Source organism: Sphingobacterium sp. ML3W (assembly GCF_029542085.1).
Taxonomy (GTDB): domain Bacteria; phylum Bacteroidota; class Bacteroidia; order Sphingobacteriales; family Sphingobacteriaceae; genus Sphingobacterium.
On record NZ_CP107036.1, the window covers coordinates 540,328 to 560,242 of the forward strand.

The 19,915-nt window shown below is 40.4% G+C and carries 15 protein-coding genes; 13 read left to right on the forward strand and 2 right to left on the reverse strand.

The genetic code is table 11. From position 1 onward, the window contains the following. Nucleotides 1-12 precede the first annotated feature (12 nt). The 8 genes from serC (at nucleotide 13) to OGI71_RS02300 (ending at nucleotide 9,784) form a co-directional block, all read left to right on the forward strand. Entirely contained in the window at nucleotides 13-1,080 is a 1,068-nt protein-coding gene (gene serC, locus OGI71_RS02265; protein WP_282253676.1) for a 3-phosphoserine/phosphohydroxythreonine transaminase, read from the forward strand. Nucleotides 1,081-1,238: 158 nt separating this feature from the next. Beyond that, entirely contained in the window at nucleotides 1,239-2,186 is a 948-nt protein-coding gene (locus OGI71_RS02270) for a D-2-hydroxyacid dehydrogenase (protein WP_282253677.1), read from the forward strand. 124 nt (nucleotides 2,187-2,310) lie between these two features. Continuing rightward, on the forward strand, nucleotides 2,311-3,624 hold the full coding sequence (locus OGI71_RS02275) for an aspartate kinase (RefSeq protein ID WP_282253678.1): 1,314 nt from the start codon (nucleotides 2,311-2,313) through the stop codon (nucleotides 3,622-3,624). A gap of 14 nt (nucleotides 3,625-3,638) precedes the next feature. Continuing rightward, nucleotides 3,639-4,799 carry a diaminopimelate decarboxylase gene (gene lysA / locus OGI71_RS02280; protein ID WP_282253679.1) on the forward strand — a complete coding sequence of 387 codons (1,161 nt, stop codon included), beginning with the start codon at nucleotides 3,639-3,641 and terminating at the stop codon, nucleotides 4,797-4,799. Between the two features lie 103 nt (nucleotides 4,800-4,902). Beyond that, complete coding sequence (locus OGI71_RS02285; RefSeq protein ID WP_282253680.1) at nucleotides 4,903-5,664, forward strand: prolipoprotein diacylglyceryl transferase family protein; 762 nt, start codon at nucleotides 4,903-4,905, stop codon at nucleotides 5,662-5,664. 3 nt (nucleotides 5,665-5,667) lie between these two features. Continuing rightward, a complete protein-coding gene (locus OGI71_RS02290) occupies nucleotides 5,668-5,904 on the forward strand; it encodes a hypothetical protein (protein WP_282253681.1) in 237 nt (78 codons plus the stop codon). Between the two features lie 14 nt (nucleotides 5,905-5,918). Beyond that, nucleotides 5,919-7,322, forward strand: a complete 1,404-nt coding sequence (locus tag OGI71_RS02295) for a radical SAM protein (protein WP_282253682.1) — start codon at nucleotides 5,919-5,921, stop codon at nucleotides 7,320-7,322. A 122-nt stretch (nucleotides 7,323-7,444) separates the two neighbouring features. Then, nucleotides 7,445-9,784 (forward strand): mechanosensitive ion channel domain-containing protein, encoded by a 2,340-nt coding sequence (locus OGI71_RS02300; RefSeq protein ID WP_282253683.1) that lies wholly within the window; start codon nucleotides 7,445-7,447, stop codon nucleotides 9,782-9,784. 49 nt (nucleotides 9,785-9,833) lie between these two features. Here the strand turns inward: OGI71_RS02300 and OGI71_RS02305 are convergent, their stop codons facing one another. Beyond that, nucleotides 9,834-10,664, reverse strand: coding sequence for an AraC family transcriptional regulator (locus tag OGI71_RS02305; protein ID WP_282253684.1), 831 nt, complete (start codon nucleotides 10,662-10,664; stop codon nucleotides 9,834-9,836). Nucleotides 10,665-10,770: 106 nt separating this feature from the next. Here OGI71_RS02305 and OGI71_RS02310 point away from each other — a divergent pair, with 106 nt between their 5' ends. After that, nucleotides 10,771-11,685, forward strand: a complete 915-nt coding sequence (locus OGI71_RS02310; RefSeq protein WP_282253685.1) for an AEC family transporter — start codon at nucleotides 10,771-10,773, stop codon at nucleotides 11,683-11,685. A gap of 134 nt (nucleotides 11,686-11,819) precedes the next feature. Next, the gene (locus tag OGI71_RS02315) at nucleotides 11,820-12,266 is read left to right on the forward strand and encodes a DoxX family protein (protein WP_282253687.1); all 447 of its coding nucleotides are present in this window, start codon (nucleotides 11,820-11,822) and stop codon (nucleotides 12,264-12,266) included. 45 nt (nucleotides 12,267-12,311) lie between these two features. On the opposite strand, the gene purL is transcribed toward OGI71_RS02315, so the two are convergent. After that, nucleotides 12,312-15,986: a phosphoribosylformylglycinamidine synthase gene (gene purL, locus OGI71_RS02320; protein ID WP_282253688.1), complete on the reverse strand. Its 3,675-nt coding sequence runs from the start codon at nucleotides 15,984-15,986 to the stop codon at nucleotides 12,312-12,314. 573 nt (nucleotides 15,987-16,559) lie between these two features. Here purL and pheT point away from each other — a divergent pair. The 3 genes from pheT to OGI71_RS02335 are packed head-to-tail and all read left to right on the forward strand — an operon-like array spanning nucleotide 16,560 to nucleotide 19,650. After that, nucleotides 16,560-18,956 (forward strand): phenylalanine--tRNA ligase subunit beta, encoded by a 2,397-nt coding sequence (gene pheT, locus OGI71_RS02325; protein ID WP_282253689.1) that lies wholly within the window; start codon nucleotides 16,560-16,562, stop codon nucleotides 18,954-18,956. A gap of 40 nt (nucleotides 18,957-18,996) precedes the next feature. Next, nucleotides 18,997-19,302 carry a hypothetical protein gene (locus OGI71_RS02330; protein WP_077432703.1) on the forward strand — a complete coding sequence of 102 codons (306 nt, stop codon included), beginning with the start codon at nucleotides 18,997-18,999 and terminating at the stop codon, nucleotides 19,300-19,302. A 57-nt stretch (nucleotides 19,303-19,359) separates the two neighbouring features. Continuing rightward, on the forward strand, nucleotides 19,360-19,650 hold the full coding sequence (locus OGI71_RS02335; protein WP_077432704.1) for a cell division protein ZapA: 291 nt from the start codon (nucleotides 19,360-19,362) through the stop codon (nucleotides 19,648-19,650). Nucleotides 19,651-19,915 lie beyond the last annotated feature (265 nt).

The following is a 19,915-nucleotide window of genomic DNA, read 5'->3' on the forward strand; positions in this document are numbered from 1 at the left end:
ACTATAACATCAATGAAACATAATTTTGGAGCAGGTCCATGTATTCTGCCAAAGGAAGTATTTCAACAAGCCTCAGAAGCTGTAATTGATTTTAACAACACAGGTTTATCAATTTTAGAGATCTCTCACCGTTCCAAAGAGTTTGAAGCAGTGATAGATGAGGCGACTCAGTTAGTAAGAGAATTATTAGCCGTACCACAAGGATATTCGATTCTTTTCTTGCAAGGTGGAGCGAGTCTGCAATTTGCGATGGCACCACTTAATCTTTTACCTGAAGGCGGTAAAGCTGCTTATTTGGATACAGGTGTATGGGCAACAAAGGCCTTAAAAGAAGCGAAGAAATTCGGAACAGTAGATGTTGTAGCTTCGTCGATTGATAAAAACTATTCTTATATACCTAAAGGGTATTCAATCCCTTCGGATGCTGCCTATTTTCACTATACTTCAAATAATACGATTTATGGTACTGAGGTGTTTGAAAAACCAGCGACGGAATTACCAGTGGTTGTAGATATGTCTTCAGATATTTTTTCCCGCGAGATCAATGTCGCAGATTACGATTTGATCTATGCTGGAGCACAAAAAAATATGGGTCCTGCTGGCGTAACACTAGTTATTTTGAAGGATGATATTTTAGGTAAATCAGGACGTGTTCTACCTTCGATGTTAGATTATAAATTGCATATCGATGGCGGTTCCATGTATAATACTCCTCCGGTATACTCGATCTTTGTTTCCATGTTGAACCTACGTTGGTTAAAAGCAAAAGGTGGTGTGCCTGTTTTAGAGCAAGAGAATATTATTAAAGCACGTGCTTTATACGATGAGATCGACCGCAACCCTTTATTTAAAGGCACTGCTGCTGTTGAAGACCGCTCGCGCATGAACGTGACTTTCGTGATGGATACTCCTGAATTGGAAGCGGAATTCTTAGCTTTGGCAAAAGAACGTAATCTGATTGGTATCAAAGGACACCGTTCGGTAGGTGGCTTTAGAGCTTCTATCTACAATGCATTGCCTTTGAGCAGTATAAATGCGTTGATTGATGCCATGAAGGAATTTGAAGACACACGCAAATAGTCTATTCAGTCAAAAGTATTTTGATGAAATCATCGGATTTATTCCGTTCACGTCGCTGTCCGAATGAATCTGATTGCTTCATCGCTTAAATAAACAATCAGGGTGTCACAGATTCATGTATAGAATGAAAAATCGACATTCATAAATAAATATAAAGGATGAAAATATTAGCAAATGACGGTATCGATCCACTAGGAAAGAAAATGTTGGAAGATGCTGGTCATACTGTAGATACAAATCATATACCACAAGAGGAGTTAGCTGAAAAGCTGCTTGCTTATGATGCAATCACTGTACGTAGCGCAACTAAAGTTCGTCAGGAATTAATTGATGGCTGCCCAAATTTGAAAGTAATCGGTCGTGGTGGTGTAGGAATGGATAATATTGACGTGGAATACGCACGTTCAAAAGGTATTGCTGTTGTCAATACTCCTGCTGCATCTTCTTTATCGGTGGCTGAATTGGTTTTTGCGCACCTTTTAAACGGTGTACGCTTTTTATATGACTCCAACCGCAAGATGCCTGTTGAAGGAAATACCAAATTCGGTGCTTTGAAAAAAGCCTATGGTGCCGGAACTGAGCTTCGCGGTAAAACAATCGGTATTGTTGGTTTTGGCCGTATCGGTCGTGAAGTAGCTAAAATCGCGATCGGTCTGGGAATGGATGTAGTCTATACAGACCTATTTGAAGGACCCAAAGGCTTAACGATTGAACTTTCTGGTGGTATTCAGGTTGAGGTTCCGATCAAACAGTTGGAAATGGAAGAATTATTGAAAGTTTCTGATTTTATTTCCTTACACGTACCATTTTTGGACAAACCAGCAATTGGCGCAGCAGAGTTTCCCCTGTTAAAAGATGGTGTTGGACTGGTCAACGCTTCTAGAGGCGGTGTTATTGATGAGTTGGAATTAGTGAAGGCATTAGATGCAGGTAAAGTAGCATTTGCAGGTTTAGATGTGTTCGACAACGAACCTACACCACGTGAGGAAATTTTAAAACATCCAAAGATTTCGTTGACACCACATATTGGCGCAGCGACAAATGAAGCACAAGAAAGAATCGGCGAAGAATTGGCCGGTTTACTGATCGAAAACTTGAAGAAGTAATTCTTCCGCATAGAACAAATATATGCGGCACAAAACTTTCATGATTTTGTGCCGCATTTTTTTTAATATACATTCATGAATTGCCTATATTGGCGCACAGAAATTTAATAATTGTAACTTTAGTATGAAAGTTTTAAAATTTGGTGGTACTTCAGTAGGAAGTGCAGTACGTATCAAAGGGTTGTTGGATATTGTAAACCCTTCGGAACGTCAAATCGTTGTGTTGTCCGCGGTAGCTGGAACGACAAATGCTTTAGTAGAAATTGGTCAAGCTTACACAGCAGGTAAGAAGGACGAGGCTAAGGATTTGATCAAGAAGCACAAGGATAAGTACGAAGACCTTATTGAGGAACTTTTTAATACTGAAGCCGGTTATAAAAACGGGAAGGAATTAATCGACTATCATTTTAACCTGATCTCTAGCTTGGCGAACGAGCTGTTTACGTCGATAGAAGAAAAAATTATTTTAGCGCAAGGTGAATTGATGTCCACAGCATTATGGCATTTTTACCTCAATGAAATCGGAATTCAGTCTGTCTTATTACCGGCGCTGGATTTTATGAAAATCGACGAGGACAATGAGCCAATGGTGGAATACATCGGTGATAAATTGAGTACTATTCTTGCTCAACATCCCGAAAATACCTTGTTTATTACACAAGGATTTATCTGTAGAAATTCTTTTGGTGAAATTGATAACTTGCGCCGTGGCGGATCGGATTATACAGCTTCATTGATTGGCGCCGCTATCCGTGCGGATGAGGTTCAGATCTGGACAGACATTGACGGTATGCACAACAATGACCCGCGTGTCGTAAAAGGGACAACACCAATTGCGCATCTTAGCTTCGATGAGGCGGCAGAATTAGCTTATTTTGGGGCGAAGATATTACACCCACAATCGGTATTTCCTGCGCAAAAATATAATGTGCCAGTACGTCTGTTAAATACGATGGAGCCAAATGCTAAAGGAACATTAATTAGCAAAGATGGTGCACAAAAAGGTTGTATCCGGGCAATCGCGGCAAAAGATGGTATCACCGCAATTCATATTCATTCCTCAAGAATGTTGCTTGCTTACGGTTTCTTGCGTCGTGTTTTCGAGATTTTCGAACGCTATAAAACACCGATCGATATGATCACTACCTCAGAAGTAGCGGTTTCGTTGACCATAGATGATACAATAAATTTAGCCGATATCATTAAAGAAGTAGAAGATTTTGGATCTGTTACCGTAGACGGCGATCAAACAATTGTCTGTGTAGTCGGTGACTTTGGTTTGAATAGCCATGGCTATGCTGCACGTGTACTTGATGCTGTAAAACATCTTCCGGTCCGTATGATTTCATACGGTGGTTCGGATTTTAACGTATCCATTTTATTGAATTCGGATCATAAAACAGAGGCTTTACGTTCATTGCATAATCGTTTATTTTAAGAATTAGGTTTTATATGATAAATACAGCTATTGCGGCAAAATTTGCAGAGAAAGAAACGCCGTTTTATTACTATGACTTGGCCGTGTTAAACAAAACCTTGGAAGCGGCTTACGTAGCTTCCCACAAAAGGGGATTCCATGTTCATTATGCATTGAAAGCTAATTTTAACGATGTGTTGTTAAAAGCTATGCAACAGATCGGCTTCGGTGCGGACTGTGTGAGCGGAAATGAAGTGAAAAAAGCTATTGAGTGTGGTTTTGCACCTCAGAATATTACCTTCGCTGGCGTTGGGAAATCGGATAAGGAGATCAATTATGCATTACAACAAAATATCTTTGCATTCAACGTAGAGTCTATTCAGGAGCTTGAGGTTATTAACGAATTGGCATCAAAACAAGGTGTAAAAGCGAATGTTGCATTGCGAATAAACCCGAATGTGGATGCGCATACACACCATTATATTACAACAGGACTCGACGAAAACAAATTTGGTATTCCAAATGCGGATTTGGAGAAATGTGCCGCTGTTCTTAAGAAATGTGATTTTATAGAATTGGTAGGCTTACACTTCCACGTCGGATCTCAGATTACCGATATGACGGTATTCAAAAGTTTGTGTGTTAAAGTTAATGAGTGGAAAAACTGGTTTGAGGAGCGTGGAACACAGATTCGTGTGTTGAACGTCGGTGGGGGCCTTGGGATAGATTATAAAAATCCAGACGGTAATCCAGTTCCAGATTTTGAAGCTTATTTTGACATTTTTGATCGTTTCCTAGAGCGTAAGCCGCATCAGGAAGTTCATTTTGAACTGGGCAGAGCTTTGGTTGCTCAATGCGGAAGCTTGGTGAGCCGTGTATTATATGTTAAGAATGGTGTCAAGAAAAACTTTTTGGTACTGGATGCAGGGATGACTGAATTGATGCGACCAGCCTTGTATCAAGCTTACCATAAAATAGAAAATATTAGTGAAGGCAGTGCTACAGAAGCATTAAACTACGATGTCGTAGGGCCAATCTGTGAATCGTCGGATTGTTTTGGAAAGGAAGTACCTTTGCCGGTGTCAAAACGTGGTGACTTGATCGCTATTCGTTCTGCAGGAGCTTATGGTGAAGTTATGGCTTCCCGCTATAATTTGAGAGAAGAAATCAGATTTGTCTACAGCGATCAATTGTAGGTAGCTATCCTAGACGAAGATAAGGAGATAAAGCCGGTTCACAAATGAACCGGCTTTTGTTTTTTGGTGATCGATATCTGAATTGTCTTTTGTATACTTGCTTATGCTAACTGCAATCGAATTTCCTGTTACCATTGATTTATTTGGAAAGACCTTTCTATTGCATCCCTTTATGGAAGGCTTGGGGATGTTTATGGGCATGCGTTATTATCAGCTCCTGAAATGGAAAGATAAGGAGAGCTTAGGTCATACCAACTCACTTTTAATTGTCATTGCAGCTGCTGTAGGAGCCTTGATCGGATCTCATGTGATCGGATCGCTTGAGCGCCCGGCGGAATTGTTTAGTGCCCTAAGTAAATGGCGTTATATCTGGCTAAATAATACGATTGTAGGTGGTCTGGCGGGTGGACTGGTCGGGGTGGAACTGATGAAAAAAATCATGCGCAAGCAAGAGAGCACGGGGGACCGCATGGTTTTTCCGCTGATTGTTGCGATTATGATCGGGCGGATAGGTTGTTTTTACACTGGGGTATTTGAGCAGACCTATGGCCTGCCTACGGAATGTCCATTAGGGATGTACCTTGGTGATGCTTATCGAAGACATCCGGTTGCCTTATACGAAATTGCATTTTTGATTCTGCTATTTATTTCCCTACAATGGTTTAAACGGAGATTTATATTCCAAAATGGCGTACTGTTTCAGTTTTTCATGCTCAGCTATTTCAGCTTTCGTTTTTTATTGGATTTTATCAAGCCAAGGGTAGTTATTCTTTTCGGAATGAGTACAATACAAATTACCTGTCTTGTCGTGATAATTTATTATATTTATTTATTGAATAATACGCATATTGAAAGGAAGGTCTAAATTATGTATTTACTCGAAGGGTCATTTGGTTCGGAAAACACAGCTGTATTGGGCTTGTTTTTACTGTTTGGAGGAGCTATAGTCATCGGAATAGCGCTTTTGGTCATTATTATTGGTTCGATTATGAAATCCAATAATAAAGAGTCTACATTTAATGTCAACCCTTGGCTTAAAGTGCTTTTGGGTGGTGTTGGAGCGATGATCGCAGGTGGAGTTGCCTGTGGAATAGCATTAAGTTAATAACGATAAGATATATGCCAGTTAGAAATTATACCTATTACGATTATACCATTAGTTTGTGTCCAACCTGTCTTTCGCGTGTAGGGGCAAAAATTATCATCGAAGATGAAAAGGTGTTTATGACCAAAAATTGCCCTGATCATGGTTTTTTCAAAACCCTGATCGCCACAGATGTTGAATACTATAAAAATATCCGAAATTATAACAAAGCGTCTGAGACGCCATTGAAATTTGAGAACGAGGTTCATTTTGGCTGCCCGTATGATTGTGGCCTCTGTGTCGATCATGAACAACACAGTTGCCTGTCTATCGTTGAGGTGACCGATCGTTGCAACCTGACATGTCCGACCTGCTACGCCATGTCTTCACCTCATTATGGGCGGCATCGTTCACTGGAGGAAATCGAACGCATGTTTGATAAGATTGTCGAAAACGAAGGGGAGCCTGATGTCGTTCAGATCAGTGGCGGAGAACCAACTATTCATCCGGAGTTTTTTAAGATTTTGGATATCGCTAAAACGAAACCAATTAAGCATTTGATGCTGAATACGAATGGTATTCGGATTGCGAATGACCCTGGATTTGCCGAACAGCTCGCCACCTACGCTCCGGAATTTGAAATTTACCTCCAATTTGATTCTTTCCGCCCGGCTGTGCTGGAGAAATTTAGAGGAAAGGATTTGACTGATGTGCGGAAAAAGGCGATTGACAAGCTCAATGCGTTAAACCTAAGTACGACACTTGTCGTTGTCCTGGAAAAAGGAACCAACGATGATGAGATTGGAGCGATATTGGATTATGCTTTGAACCAGCGTTGTGTTCGTGGTGTAACCTTTCAGCCCGTAGAAATTGCCGGTAGAAATGCGGAGAATGCACAGCAGCATAAGATGACCCTCACTGAGGTCAGACAGGAAATCTTAGATCAGTACCCGCTCTTGCATTCGCATGATATCATTCCGGTACCTTGCAATCCAGACGCTTTGGCTATGGGCTATGTGCTTAAGATTGGTGATGAAAGAATTCCGCTAACACGGCATATTGACCCAGCTGTACTCTTGAATAATCAGTCACGCAATACCATTGTGTACGAACAGGATACTGGTGTTCAGATGCAGTTGCTGGATATTTTTAGTACCGGTATTTCGGTGGATAAAGTAAAACCAAAGGTCAATCAATTGCTTTGTTGCCTGCCTGATGTGTGTGCTCCTGAGCTGGATTATGATAATCTTTTCCGCATCATTATCATGAATTTTATGGATGCTTACGACTTCGATGTCCGTGCGGTCAAAAAATCCTGCGTACATATTGTCAATAAAGATTTAAAGTTAATCCCCTTTGAGACGATGAATCTGTTTTACCGTGATGACAAAGTCAAGCGTTTGGAGGAACTTAAATTATCGGATGCTATACGATTTTAAGCTTAGATAAGCTATTTTTGTCGGAAAAATAATAAACATCATCCGCTTTCCTGAAACTTCGTTTTGCGGAGTTCTCCTGTGAGACATAGATTATTATTTAGAGAGATTAACAAATTGGGCGTATGAAATTGAGTAGCATGAAGCATTTCATTGTTTTTATAATAAGTCTATTGGCATTGCATCTGTATGCTATTGGACAAGATTCGGTTCAGGTAAGAAGAAGTGTCAGTACCGATAGATCGCAGCCGCATACTGGTTTAAATAGAAGATCTGGTTCCGATTCGACAAGAGTAGGGAATGATTCGCTGCGGAATGACCTGCGTAAGGTAAATTTGACATTTTTGTCCAATATCCGTACAGCGTCTATGGCTGAGTTTGTCGCCCAGCTAAATGAAAAATCCAATGGGTATGCGGCCACAAGCGCTAATTCCGCAAAAGACTCTGTTGCAGTTCTAAAAAATGCGATTGCTGAAGAGATTAAACAGCTTAAATCTATCAAAGGGAGTATCGCTAATTATTCCAGCAGCTTGAGTAGCACACAAGAGCAGATCAAGAATATAGTCAATCGCTATGCTATCAGTGCCAATAATCACGCACGCGCTCATCAATACCTGAATAGTGCTGAACAGAGGTTGAGCGCAAAGATGGATTCGTTGGAAATGATCAATCGGACAATCGATGAGCTTATTCTGAAAGATCACCGGCATCTTAATCGCTTAGACCTTGTCCCTGAAACAAAAGCTGCTGTAAAGAAGTCGGATTCGGCGCCAAGTAAAAGCTCGATCTGGAAGGCAAATACGACAAGTATTTCAAAAGATGTACTTCTCGACAATATTCGCAGTAATTATAGTAACAATAAATCCATTGATAAATATGTCAATCGTACAGATTGGGCGAGCCGGATTCTGTTGATTGTGCTGGGACTGGCCTATTCGTATTGGATTGTGCGGGTTGCCTATGTGCTAAAACAAAATGATCCATCCAATAAGATAGCCATTGATGCTATTGTTGGAAAAACGATTATTTTTCTGCTAACCTTATTGCCCTTTGTCAATTTCTTCACGCCAACTTTCATCTTACAAGCGTCTCAATTGGTGATCATGTTGATTTTTATGTATTTGCTAAGACATAAAATGACTGGACAGCAGCGTAAGATCGCGCTGATTCTGATCATCTTTTACCTATTGGATGTCTTTGTCAATATGATTGTGAGTGATGATCTCTTTTTACGTATTGTTTGTATTGGTTTTAATCTAATCGCATTGGGATTGGTAAGCTATACTAAACGACGTATAAAGAATTCAGAAAGTCCGGGTTATATCAGTAATTTTATCTATGTGGTATTTGCGATATTAAATATCACGGCGATCACGTTGAATGTCATTGGGCATGTTGAGCATTCGCGCAGTTTCAGTATAGCCTGTGCGGTGGGTTTGGTGCAGTCATTTACCCTACAATATTTTACGGACATGATCAAATTGGATGTCCGTAACCAATTCAAAAAAGACCGTTTGGTGGCGGGATTTTGGATGCGCTTTAATGAACAGCGCACGTTGACTATTATAACAGAGATCCTTCGGATTGTATGTATCCTGTTGGCAATTATTGTTTTGGCCAATAATCTTCAGTTTATCGAAACCTTATTGGCGCTTAGTGAAACATTCTTTGGAAAGGTGCGTAGTATCGGCAGTATATCGTTCACCTTGGGGAACCTTGTTGTTGCGGTTTTGCTCTTGCTGGTCGCCAATTGGTTTCAAAAGAACATCAGTCTCATCGTACTCGGTGGTGAAGATGGTCAGTTAAATCAGGCCTATAATCAAAAAATGACGCTGTTTCCGTTATTCCGTTTAGCGATTATTCTGATTGGTTTTTTTATCGCTATTTCCGCTTTGGGGATGAGCTTGGATAAACTTACCGTCGTTATCGGGGCGCTGAGTGTGGGGATAGGTTTGGGGATGCAAAATATCATCAACAACTTTGTATCTGGGATTATTCTCGTTTTTGATAAACCTTTCCGCGTGGGAGACCAGATTGAACTCGCCGATAAAAAGGGGCGTGTCAAGGAGATCGGTATTCGTGCGAGTGTATTGAAAACTGCCGATGGTGCTGATGTAATTATTCCAAACGGTGATTTGCTATCGGGTAGATTAGTCAATTGGACATTATCTCAAGAATACAGTCGGACAAGTTTTGTCCTACGTATCGATCGGAAGACGGACCTTAACGAAGCCAAACAATGGATTAATGCAGCTATAGCGGCGAGTCCACATTTCGTTAAGGAAAGAGATAGCGGTATCAGCGTGCAAGACATCAGCGAAGAAATGATTTATTTAAGTGTTTTCTGCTGGGTGAATTTCGCGGCGAATGCTTCATCTCTGAAAAATGATGTGTTAGTTGTCCTCTATAAACAGTTTGAGGAAAAGGGACTGAAATTCTATAGTGTATTGCCTCCCAAATCTTGATAGGCAACTCGCATCTTTGTCTGTTGTATATCTGCTGTACATCATAGGATTATTTTGACTGTTGTTGCCGATAGGCTTTGGGGCTGTAACCCCTTGTGCGCTTGTAGAAATGGGATAAGTGGCTCTCGTCGACAAAGCCCAGTTCTTCGGCTATCTGTTTGAGTGTATATGCCGTAGATTTAAGCCGATGTTCGATTAATTCGGTTCGGTAGATATTGATGTAGTCTCTTAGGCTACTACCAAAGTTTTTCTTGAAATAAATACCAAAATACGTCGGGGAGATATTAAATTTCTGAGCAATTGTTTTTACCTGCAGATACTGTGGGGTAAAGATATGCTGATGGATATAAGCTGAAATAGAGCTATCCATGTGAAGTGTATGTGCCTGTGGCAAGCGTTGTATTTCGGATATTTCCTTATAGCGACCGAAGATAGCAACCAGTTGATCAAACAGCCATTGTGATGTCTGATTGATAGCGGCAATACAGTATAACCGAACAGCTTCCATGATATGGGAATAGATCAAACGATCGTGATCGGTCATGTGCAATTTACTTTCTCGCAATCCTCTGTCGTTCATTAATTCCCTAATCCACGCGTATAGTTTTTGCTGACGCCGATTTTGCATAAAATAGCTATCCGTAAAAAGAATGAATAGGAAATGTGTTTTTTCGTGAATATTAAAGTAATGTTTATCTGCTGGGCTAACAAGAAAAATATCACCGCGTTCATAATCCAATTCAAATTTATTGATGATATGCTTCCCCTGTCCGCTGCGTATATAAACAAGTTCATAATAATTTTGCTCATGCATAGGCAGGTGGAAAGTGTCTTCCACAAACTCACTGATCAATAATGGCTCGAATTGTTTCTTTCGCATGATTTTTTGTATGTCGTATTAAATGTACATAAAAATAATGTATTTATACATGTTTTTACTAAGCATACTATTGCACTTTTGTGTCGTATAAAATTGTAGAGAAAACATGGTTAATTTTATAATGATTGCGTTTTGTATTGCTGCTGGTATGCTTTTGCGAAGGACAAATTTAATCCACGGTGAGGCGCATAAAGGAATCAATACCTGGATACTTTATTTTGCTCTTCCAGCGGTTTCGTTTAAATATATTCCAAAGATCGTATGGTCGTCACAGTTGTTGTTTCCGATCTTTTCGGCAGTTTTGGTCTGGGCCGGAAGCTGGTTATTTATGGAATGGTATTGTAAGCGAAAATCCTATAAGCAGCGTTCCAGGAGCAGTCTGGAATTGGCGGCAGGCTATAGCAATACATCCTTCATCGGATTTCCATTGATTATGGCTTATTTTGGCGAGGCACAACTACCGATTGCTATAATTTGTGACCAGACGACATTTATACTATTAGCTACTGCTGGTATCATCAATGCGCTTAAAGCGAATCTTCAGGAAGGGCAATCCATTGACGCTAAATTTATGATCAGGAAACTGATTACTTTTCCGCCATTGATCGGTTGTCTTCTTGCATTGACTTTATCTCAGTTTATTGATTTTAGTGTTGTCGAACCTTTTTTTGATAAACTCGTGGCGACAGTAGGACCATTGGCACTATTTTCTATCGGTTTACAGTTGAAATTCGAGGGTTGGCGCCAACAGTTCGCACAGATAAGTACAGCTATGATCTATAAATTGATTTTGGCTCCCACATTGGTTTTGCTATTTGCATTGTTACTTGGAGTAAAAGGACCTATGGCGCGAATCAGTATTTTCGAAGCTGCCATGCCTACCTTGGTCACCTCCGGGATCATCGCTGAACAATATCATCTCAATGCAAAATTGGTGAATCTTGTTATCGGTTTTAGTATTGTAATAGGGCTAATAACAACGGCCTTATGGGATCTTGTGATCCGGTTTGTGATTGGCTAATGTTTAGCTCAACTTTTTGAAGAGCTTCGATTCCAGGTGGGAGACAATGCCTTGTGTATTAAAATGATAGTGCCAACAACTTTTTTGTTATTCAGTTGTTATAGCATTATAACCATCTATAAAGGAGGTATATTATGAACCTGATACATAGAATTGAACATTGGGGAAATGTCCATCATCCACAATGGATTGATTACTTAAGAATTGCCTTGGGCATAATGATCTTGGCCAAGGGTATAACTTTTGTAAATGATAGGCAAGTGGTTGAGCACATGATCGAACAAAGTAGCTTTCATCTTTCGATTTGGGGAGCTGTTCACTATGTGGTATTTACGCATTTGGTTGGCGGGTTATTCCTTATTTTGGGTTTTCAAACTCGTTTAGCTTCTTTGTTATTGTTGCCAGTCTTGGTGGGAGCTGTATTTTTTGTTAATATCACCAATGGTTTTAGTTATGTGAATTCCGAATTGTGGCTTTCTATAGTCGTATTCTTTTTGTTGATCTTTTTTATGGTCATGGGATCTGGAAAATATTCCCTTGACAATATGATGAACAAACCAGGATATAAAAGGGATATCTAAAAAAGAAGCTCCTTCATAGATGAAGGAGCTTTTATGTTGTACTTATTACTTGCTTTGATTGTCAATCCAATTGCGTGCATTGACGAAAGCTTCTAACCAAGGAGAAACTTCATCCTGACGTCCTTTTGGATAGTTTGCCCAATGCCATTGGAAAATTGAGCGCTCGATATGCGGCATTGTGGCCAAATGGCGACCAGTTTTATCGCAGATCATCGCTGTATTGTAATCCGAGCCATTTGGATTGTGTGGATATTGCTCATAACCGTATTTCGCAACAATATTGTATTGTTCCTCTGCATACGGTAGATTGAATTTTCCTTCACCATGTGAAATCCAAACACCCAATGTACTTCCTGCTAATGTGGAAAGCATAACGGAGTTATTTTCCTGAACTTTCACGGAAATGAAATTTGATTCGTGTTTGCCCGAAGTGTTGTGCAACATTTTACCATGAACCTCGTGCTCCGGATTAATCATTTCCAATTCCATAAACAACTGGCATCCATTACAGATACCAACCGAAAGCGTGTCTGGGCGTGCAAAGAAATCGGTCAATGCCTTTTTCGCTTTTTCATTGTAGAGAAATGCTCCGGCCCATCCTTTTGCCGAACCCAGTACATCCGAGTTGGAGAATCCACCAACAGCACCTATAAATTGAATGTCTTCCAAAGTCTCACGGCCTGAAATCAAGTCAGTCATATGAACATCCTTCACATCAAAACCTGCTAAGAACATCGCATTTGCCATCTCGCGTTCCGAGTTGGAGCCCTTTTCCCGAAGAATTGCCGCTTTTGGACGTGCTTTACTTCCATCGATCACCGGTTTTTTGCCGTTGAACTGACTTGGGAAGGTAAATGTTAAAGGTTGATTTTTATAGTTATCGAAACGTTGTTGTGCAGTTCCGTTTTTCGATTGTTTCGAATCCAATAGGAATGAAGTGGTCGACCAAACATCACGTGTTGCCGCAACATCAAAGCTGAAGTTCTCTTCTCCGTTTTTGATGGTAACGGTGCTTCCTGCTACTGCATGGCCAATTTTTATGGCATCTACGCCAGCTTCTTTAACAGCTTGCTCGAAAACAGTATCATTTTTAGCTTGAAGTACAAGTCCAATATTTTCACTGAACAATACTTTTACAGCATCAGACTCATTTAATCCCGAAAGGTCATAATTTGCAGCCAAATTCACATCTGCAAATGTCATTTCCAAAAGGGTCGTGATCAAACCACCGGATCCGATATCATGACCGGCTTCGATTTGGTTATCGTTGATTAATTGCTGAACGGTATTGAATGCTGTTTTGAAATAGTTCGCATCTTGGATTGTAGGAACTTCTGTACCTAATTTGTTGACAATCTGAGCGAAAGACGAACCACCTAATTTGAAGTTGTCTTTTGATAGATTGATGTAGTAAATGGATCCTGCATTTTTGTTTAAGACAGGTTCAACTATTTTGGTAATATCCGTACAATTTCCAGCTGCTGAAATAATCAATGTACCAGGAGCAATTACATTCTCACCATTTGGATATTTTTGCTTCATCGACAGGGAGTCTTTTCCTGTAGGGATATTGATTCCTAATGCGATTGCAAAATCCGAACAAGCTTTGACAGCCTGATAAAGTCGAGCATCTTCACCTTCGTTATTTGCTGCCCACATCCAGTTGGCTGACAATGAGATGCCTGCAAGACCATTTATAATCGGTGCAAATACGATATTTGATAATGATTCTGCGATAGCAGTTTTACTAGCCGCTGCCGGATCAATTAATGCTGCTACAGGGGAGTGTCCTATCGTTGTTGCAATACCCTCTTTTCCTTTGTAATCAAGAGCCATGACACCAACGTTATTTAAAGGTAACTGTAATGGACCTGCACATTGTTGTTTGGCAACACGGCCACCCACACAACGGTCCACTTTATTGGTCAACCAATCTTTGGAAGCCACAGCCTCCAATTGTAGTACCTGATTTAAATAGCTTGGGATATTCGCGGAATCATAGGTAAGATCCGCATAATTACGAGCAACTATTTTATCACGCATAAAGGTCTTTGGTGATGAACCAAAGAAATCCTCTAAGGCATAATCCATTGGTTTGGCACCATTGCTTTTTGATGCAAATGTGAAGCGGTGATCTCCGGTGACGTCACCTACGGTGTACATTGGTGCACGTTCACGATCAGCAACACGCTTTAGGATTGCAATATCATCTTCAGCAATCACCAGGCCCATTCTTTCCTGAGACTCATTACCGATGATTTCTTTTGCTGAAAGAGTAGGGTCACCTACCGGAAGTGCATCAAGATCAATTAAACCGCCTGTTTCCTCTACCAATTCGGATAGACAGTTGAGGTGTCCACCAGCGCCATGGTCATGAATAGAAACAATTGGGTTATGATCTGCTTCAACTAAGCTTCGTACAGCATTGGCCGCACGTTTTTGCATTTCCGGATTTGAGCGTTGAATGGCATTCAATTCAATGCCTGACCCGAAAGCGCCTGTATCAGCAGAGGATACTGCTGCACCTCCCATACCGATACGGTAATTTTCACCTCCTAAGATGACGATTTTATCACCTATTTTTGGGGTATGTTTTTTGGCTTGATCCAATTTTCCATAACCGACACCACCAGCTTGCATGATGACTTTGTCATAACCAAGCTTACGGCCTTCTTCTTCATGTTCGAAGGTTAGTACAGATCCCGTAATCAAGGGTTGTCCAAATTTATTCCCGAAGTCAGAAGCTCCATTGGAAGCTTTGATGAGGATATCCACTGGTGTTTGGTAAAGCCATTGGCGTTCTGGCATTGCTTTCTCCCAAGGACGATCTTGCAATAGACGTGAATAGGCTGTCATATAGACCGCGGTACCCGCCAAAGGAATCGCGCCTTGACCACCGGCCATACGGTCACGAATTTCACCACCAGATCCTGTCGCCGCTCCAGAGAAAGGCTCTACAGTTGTTGGGAAATTGTGGGTTTCGGCTTTTACGGATAAAACAGAATCGAAAGATTTTTCCTCGTAAAAGTCAGGCTTGTCAGCGGATTTAGGTGCAAACTGGGTGACCCGTGGGCCTTTAATAAAGGCTACGTTGTCTTTATACGCAGAAACAATCTCATTTGGATTTGTTTCGGAAGTTTTCTTGATTAATTTAAATAGGGAAGTAGGTTGTTCTTCACCATCAATGATAAATGTACCATTGAAAATCTTATGTCTACAGTGCTCAGAATTGGCTTGTGAAAAAGCAAAGACCTCGGAGTCTGTTAAAAGACGGCCCAATTTGGTGGCAAGATTGTTTAGGTAGGCCACTTCTTCCGGATTTAATGCCAATCCTTCGGATTTGTTGTAGGCATCAATGTCTTCAATTTCCAAGATAGGTTCTGGTGTGATGTTGACCGTGTACATATCCTGCGTCAACGTACTGAACTTTTGTGAAATCATTGGATCGAAATCATTGAAATCTGCTGGTACCGGTTGAAATTCTTCGATACGAACAATTCCTTCAATACCCATGTTCTGTGTGATTTCTACTGCATTGGTACTCCAAGGAGTGACCATCGCTGCGCGGGGGCCTACAAAGTAATGGTTAAGGGTTTGGTCGTCGAGTTTTTTGGCGTTGCCGAATAGCCAGTTGAGTTTAGTAATGTCTTCTTGTGATAAAGAGTTTACGCTTTGAACACCATATACGGTGTTCGATGGGTTCTCAAAGAAATGAATCATTATAAATGTTTGTTTTGAACGTTCTTCAAATTAAAGCACAAAGTTACATATTATTTTTATGGAAATGATTGAATTTTGATTAAAAAATAGCGGTTACTATTCGGTTTAAAAACAGTGAAATAGCGGTTCTTATGTAAATAAATGTAAAGTTGTGTTAATTCGTGTAAATAAATGTTATCATTCTACCCGCTGTTAGGATAGGTCGCTTGTAGGTGGTAGATTCGTAAACCCTATTCCCTATGAGTATAACATGATCGAGCCTTGGGATGTAGATCTAACGCGCATCCCAAGGCAAAGATTGAATTAGGCTGTCGATCAACCAACTTCATAGTCATCTTCTATTCGATTTTTTTCAATCTTTAAAAATCCTGTTTTCTCAGTGCATTATAACGAGCAAGGTGGGTGGCAATCAGGATATGGCAGATTGCAAAGAATGCGAGTAACAGTAAGACTATAGTCGGGTGAGCGCCTGGGAAAATGCATGTATTGACAGGGATAAATTGATATACTACGCAATTATAATTGCATACAAAGTCAAATTTATCTAAGTTTGTGCATCAAATCAAATTCGAGATGAACATTTCATATAATTGGTTAAAACAACACGTTAATATAGATTCGACGCCGGAGGAATTATCTTTGATCTTGACAAACACAGGATTGGAAGTAGAGGCACTGGACGTTGTACAGAGTATCCCCGGTGGATTGGATGGTTTGGTCGTTGGCGAAGTAAAAACTTGTGAGCAACACCCGAATGCTGATAAATTGCGCATTACTACAGTTGATGTAGGCACTTCTGAATTACTAAATATCGTATGTGGGGCGCCAAATTGCCGTACTGGATTGAAAGTAATTGTGGCAACAGTAGGTACAACATGTCACCCCTTGAGCGGAGAACCCTTTAAGATTACCAAATCTAAAATTCGTGGCGAAGTATCCGAAGGTATGTTATGTGGTGAGGATGAAATCGGTTTAGGTACATCGCATGCCGGTATTGTTGAATTGCCAGCTGATGTTGCGGTAGGGACATTGGTGAAAGATCATTTCAATATTCAGGATGATTACCGTTACGAAATAGGCCTTACACCGAATCGTGCGGATGCGGCATCCCATTTAGGTGTAGCACGCGATATCGCTGCTTATTTCCGTACGAATATCCTAAAAGCGGATGTTTCGGCCTTTCAAGCGGCTGAGGAAGCTGGTACAGCTGTTGTCGTCGAAGACACCGCAGCTTGTCCACGTTATAGCGGGATCAATATTTCCGGTGTTCAGGTTGCAGAATCGCCTGATTGGTTGAAAGAAAAATTAAATGTGATCGGTGTACGTCCAATCAATAATATTGTCGATATCACCAATTATATATTGCATGACCTTGGCCAACCATTGCATGCGTTTGATGCGGATAAAATTGCTGGTAACAAGGTGCTTGTCCGTACAGCAAAAGAAGGGGAGAAGTTTGTGACCCTAGATGCTGTGGAACGGACGCTTTCTGCTGAAGACCTTGTGATTGCTGATGCTGAAAAACCAATGTGTATCGCTGGTGTTTTTGGTGGTGCACATTCAGGTGTTTCGACAGAAACAACCAATGTGTTTTTGGAATCGGCTTATTTTAATGCTGTATCAGTGCGTAAGACCTCTAAAAGACATGGTCTGAAAACAGATGCTTCATTCCGTTTCGAACGTGGTACAGATCCTAACATTACTGTAGAAGCGTTAAAACGTGCGGCATTGTTGATTCAGGAAATTGCTGGGGGGAAGATATCTTCGACCTTGAAAGATGTATATCCTGTCGAAATTAAACCATTCTCATTCCATGTGAGCTATGCGAACGTGGTACGTTTAATTGGGCAAGCAATCCCACATGAGGAAATTAGAGCCATTATCGTTGCCCTTGGTATTGAGATTGCTTCGGAGACAGCTGCGGGACTAGATGTTTTAGTGCCTGCTTATCGTGTCGATGTAACCCGCGAAGTGGATGTGGTGGAAGAGGTATTACGGATTTACGGCTACAATAACATTGAACTAAAATCCCAAATTAAGGCTTCCTTAAACACGGTCGAAAAACCAGATAAAGAAGTCGTCTTAAATCAGCTTGCGGACTTATTGATCGGTAATGGATTCCGTGAAATATTGGCAAATTCGTTGACAAAGCTTGATTATGCAGACGACAGTGAAACTGCTGTCAGATTGTTCAATCCCTTGAGCTCGGACTTGGATACCATGCGTCAAAACATGTTATTCTCCGTGTTGAATGCCATTGAATATAATCAGAAGCGTAGAAATTTTGATCTGAAATTTTTTGAATTCGGTAAAACTTATGCGTTGGACGGTGAGGGATTTAAAGAAACGCAGCATTTGACTTTTGCAATAACAGGCAGAGAGGAAGCTGAACAGTGGAATAGCGAAAAAGGTAATGTCAATTTCTATAACCTTAAAGCTGCAGTTGATACCATTGTCAAACGTCTAAAGATTGAGGGCATACAAATACAAGATGCACCGAGCAATCATTTTGCCTACGGATTGAGTTATATGAAAGGTCAGAAATGTCTGGTTTCTTTCGGTGCGGTAGCTAATGCCAACTTGAAAAAAGCAGATGTTGAGGGGCAGGTTTTCTTTGCAGATTTTGACTGGGATGTCTTAATGAAAATCATTCGCAAGAATAGTATTCAATATAAAGAAGTGTCGAAATTCCCTGCTGTACGTCGTGATTTATCCCTGTTGATTGACGAAAATGTGAGCTTCGATAAGCTTCAATTTGTCGCTCAAAAGACCGAACGCAAGCTTTTAAAGGAGGTAAATGTGTTTGATGTGTATAAAGGTGATAAAATTCCGGAAGGGAAAAAGTCTTATGCTCTGAGCTTTATCTTGCAAGACGAAGAAAAAACATTGACCGATAAACAAATTGATGCGATAGTTCAAAAATTAATTGTTAATTTTGAGAAGGAACTAAGCGCAGAGGTGCGTGGTTAATTAGATATATAACATTAATTGGTAATATTCGATTTACGCTATGGCAACATTGTCTTCACAAATGAATCTGATCGTTGAGAAAACGAAAAACTTAATTCAAATGTGCGAAGTCTTGCAAGAAGAAAATGATTTGCTTAAATTAGAGGTACAATCCTTAAAAGTGGCTTTCGACGCGAGCAACGATAAAAGCAAGCAGTTGGAAGAGAAAGTCAAGGCGCTGGCAGTAGCCCGAACCTTGGATTCAGAAACGGATAAGGAAGCAATTAATGAAAAAATACTTGACACAAAACAAAAAATTAACGATTTTGTGCGAGAAATAGACAAGTGTATTAGTTTGTTGAAGTAGTTGGAATTTGGAGATTATCGGAATTTAAACTAATACAACGTTAAAAAGCTCAAAGAAATGGGAGAGATTTCCATAAAAATAAATATCGCAGATCGTGTTTATCCCCTTCGGGTGGAAAGCGCGGAGGAAGAAGTGATTCGACATGCTGCGAAATTGATAAATGAAAAAGTAAAGGAATTGCAGGAAAACTATACTGTTAGAGATAAACAGGATTTGTTATCCATGTGTGTATTGCAGTTCGCTACGCGAATGTTAAATGCGGAGCGACAGTCCCAGAACCACGAAGTGGGGCTGGAGAATTCAGTACAGGAGCTTGATCAGTTGTTGACGGATTTCTTTAACAAATAAATTTACGTTCTTTATATTTAGAGCTTAAAACGACGAATTTGCCGCAATTAAATTCGGGTTGTCACTATTTTAAACTTAACGCTTCAATATTACAGGCGCAAAAAGATATAGGCCATTTTGCGAAAGCCATCTGGGTCATAATCTAAGCCTAATTATGTAATCACGAAGTTTAATAATACATGAGACCTGTTTAAATTTAATTGCGGTTTTTTTTTGTTTTGAAACCATCATGCGTTGGGCCTGTTTGCATACAATGTAAGACCTG

Coding starts and splice junctions, on each gene's coding strand:
- OGI71_RS02270 (WP_282253677.1), top strand. CDS start 1,239: ATGAAAATATTAGCAAATGACGGTATCGATCCACTAGGAAAGAAAATG.
- OGI71_RS02330 (WP_077432703.1), top strand. CDS start 18,997: ATGGCAACATTGTCTTCACAAATGAATCTGATCGTTGAGAAAACGAAA.
- OGI71_RS02300 (WP_282253683.1), top strand. CDS start 7,445: ATGAAATTGAGTAGCATGAAGCATTTCATTGTTTTTATAATAAGTCTA.
- OGI71_RS02305 (WP_282253684.1), bottom strand. CDS start 10,664: ATGCGAAAGAAACAATTCGAGCCATTATTGATCAGTGAGTTTGTGGAA.
- serC (WP_282253676.1), top strand. CDS start 13: ATGAAACATAATTTTGGAGCAGGTCCATGTATTCTGCCAAAGGAAGTA.
- lysA (WP_282253679.1), top strand. CDS start 3,639: ATGATAAATACAGCTATTGCGGCAAAATTTGCAGAGAAAGAAACGCCG.
- OGI71_RS02315 (WP_282253687.1), top strand. CDS start 11,820: ATGAACCTGATACATAGAATTGAACATTGGGGAAATGTCCATCATCCA.
- purL (WP_282253688.1), bottom strand. CDS start 15,986: ATGATTCATTTCTTTGAGAACCCATCGAACACCGTATATGGTGTTCAA.
- OGI71_RS02285 (WP_282253680.1), top strand. CDS start 4,903: ATGCTAACTGCAATCGAATTTCCTGTTACCATTGATTTATTTGGAAAG.
- pheT (WP_282253689.1), top strand. CDS start 16,560: ATGAACATTTCATATAATTGGTTAAAACAACACGTTAATATAGATTCG.
- OGI71_RS02275 (WP_282253678.1), top strand. CDS start 2,311: ATGAAAGTTTTAAAATTTGGTGGTACTTCAGTAGGAAGTGCAGTACGT.
- OGI71_RS02295 (WP_282253682.1), top strand. CDS start 5,919: ATGCCAGTTAGAAATTATACCTATTACGATTATACCATTAGTTTGTGT.
- OGI71_RS02335 (WP_077432704.1), top strand. CDS start 19,360: ATGGGAGAGATTTCCATAAAAATAAATATCGCAGATCGTGTTTATCCC.
- OGI71_RS02310 (WP_282253685.1), top strand. CDS start 10,771: ATGGTTAATTTTATAATGATTGCGTTTTGTATTGCTGCTGGTATGCTT.
- OGI71_RS02290 (WP_282253681.1), top strand. CDS start 5,668: ATGTATTTACTCGAAGGGTCATTTGGTTCGGAAAACACAGCTGTATTG.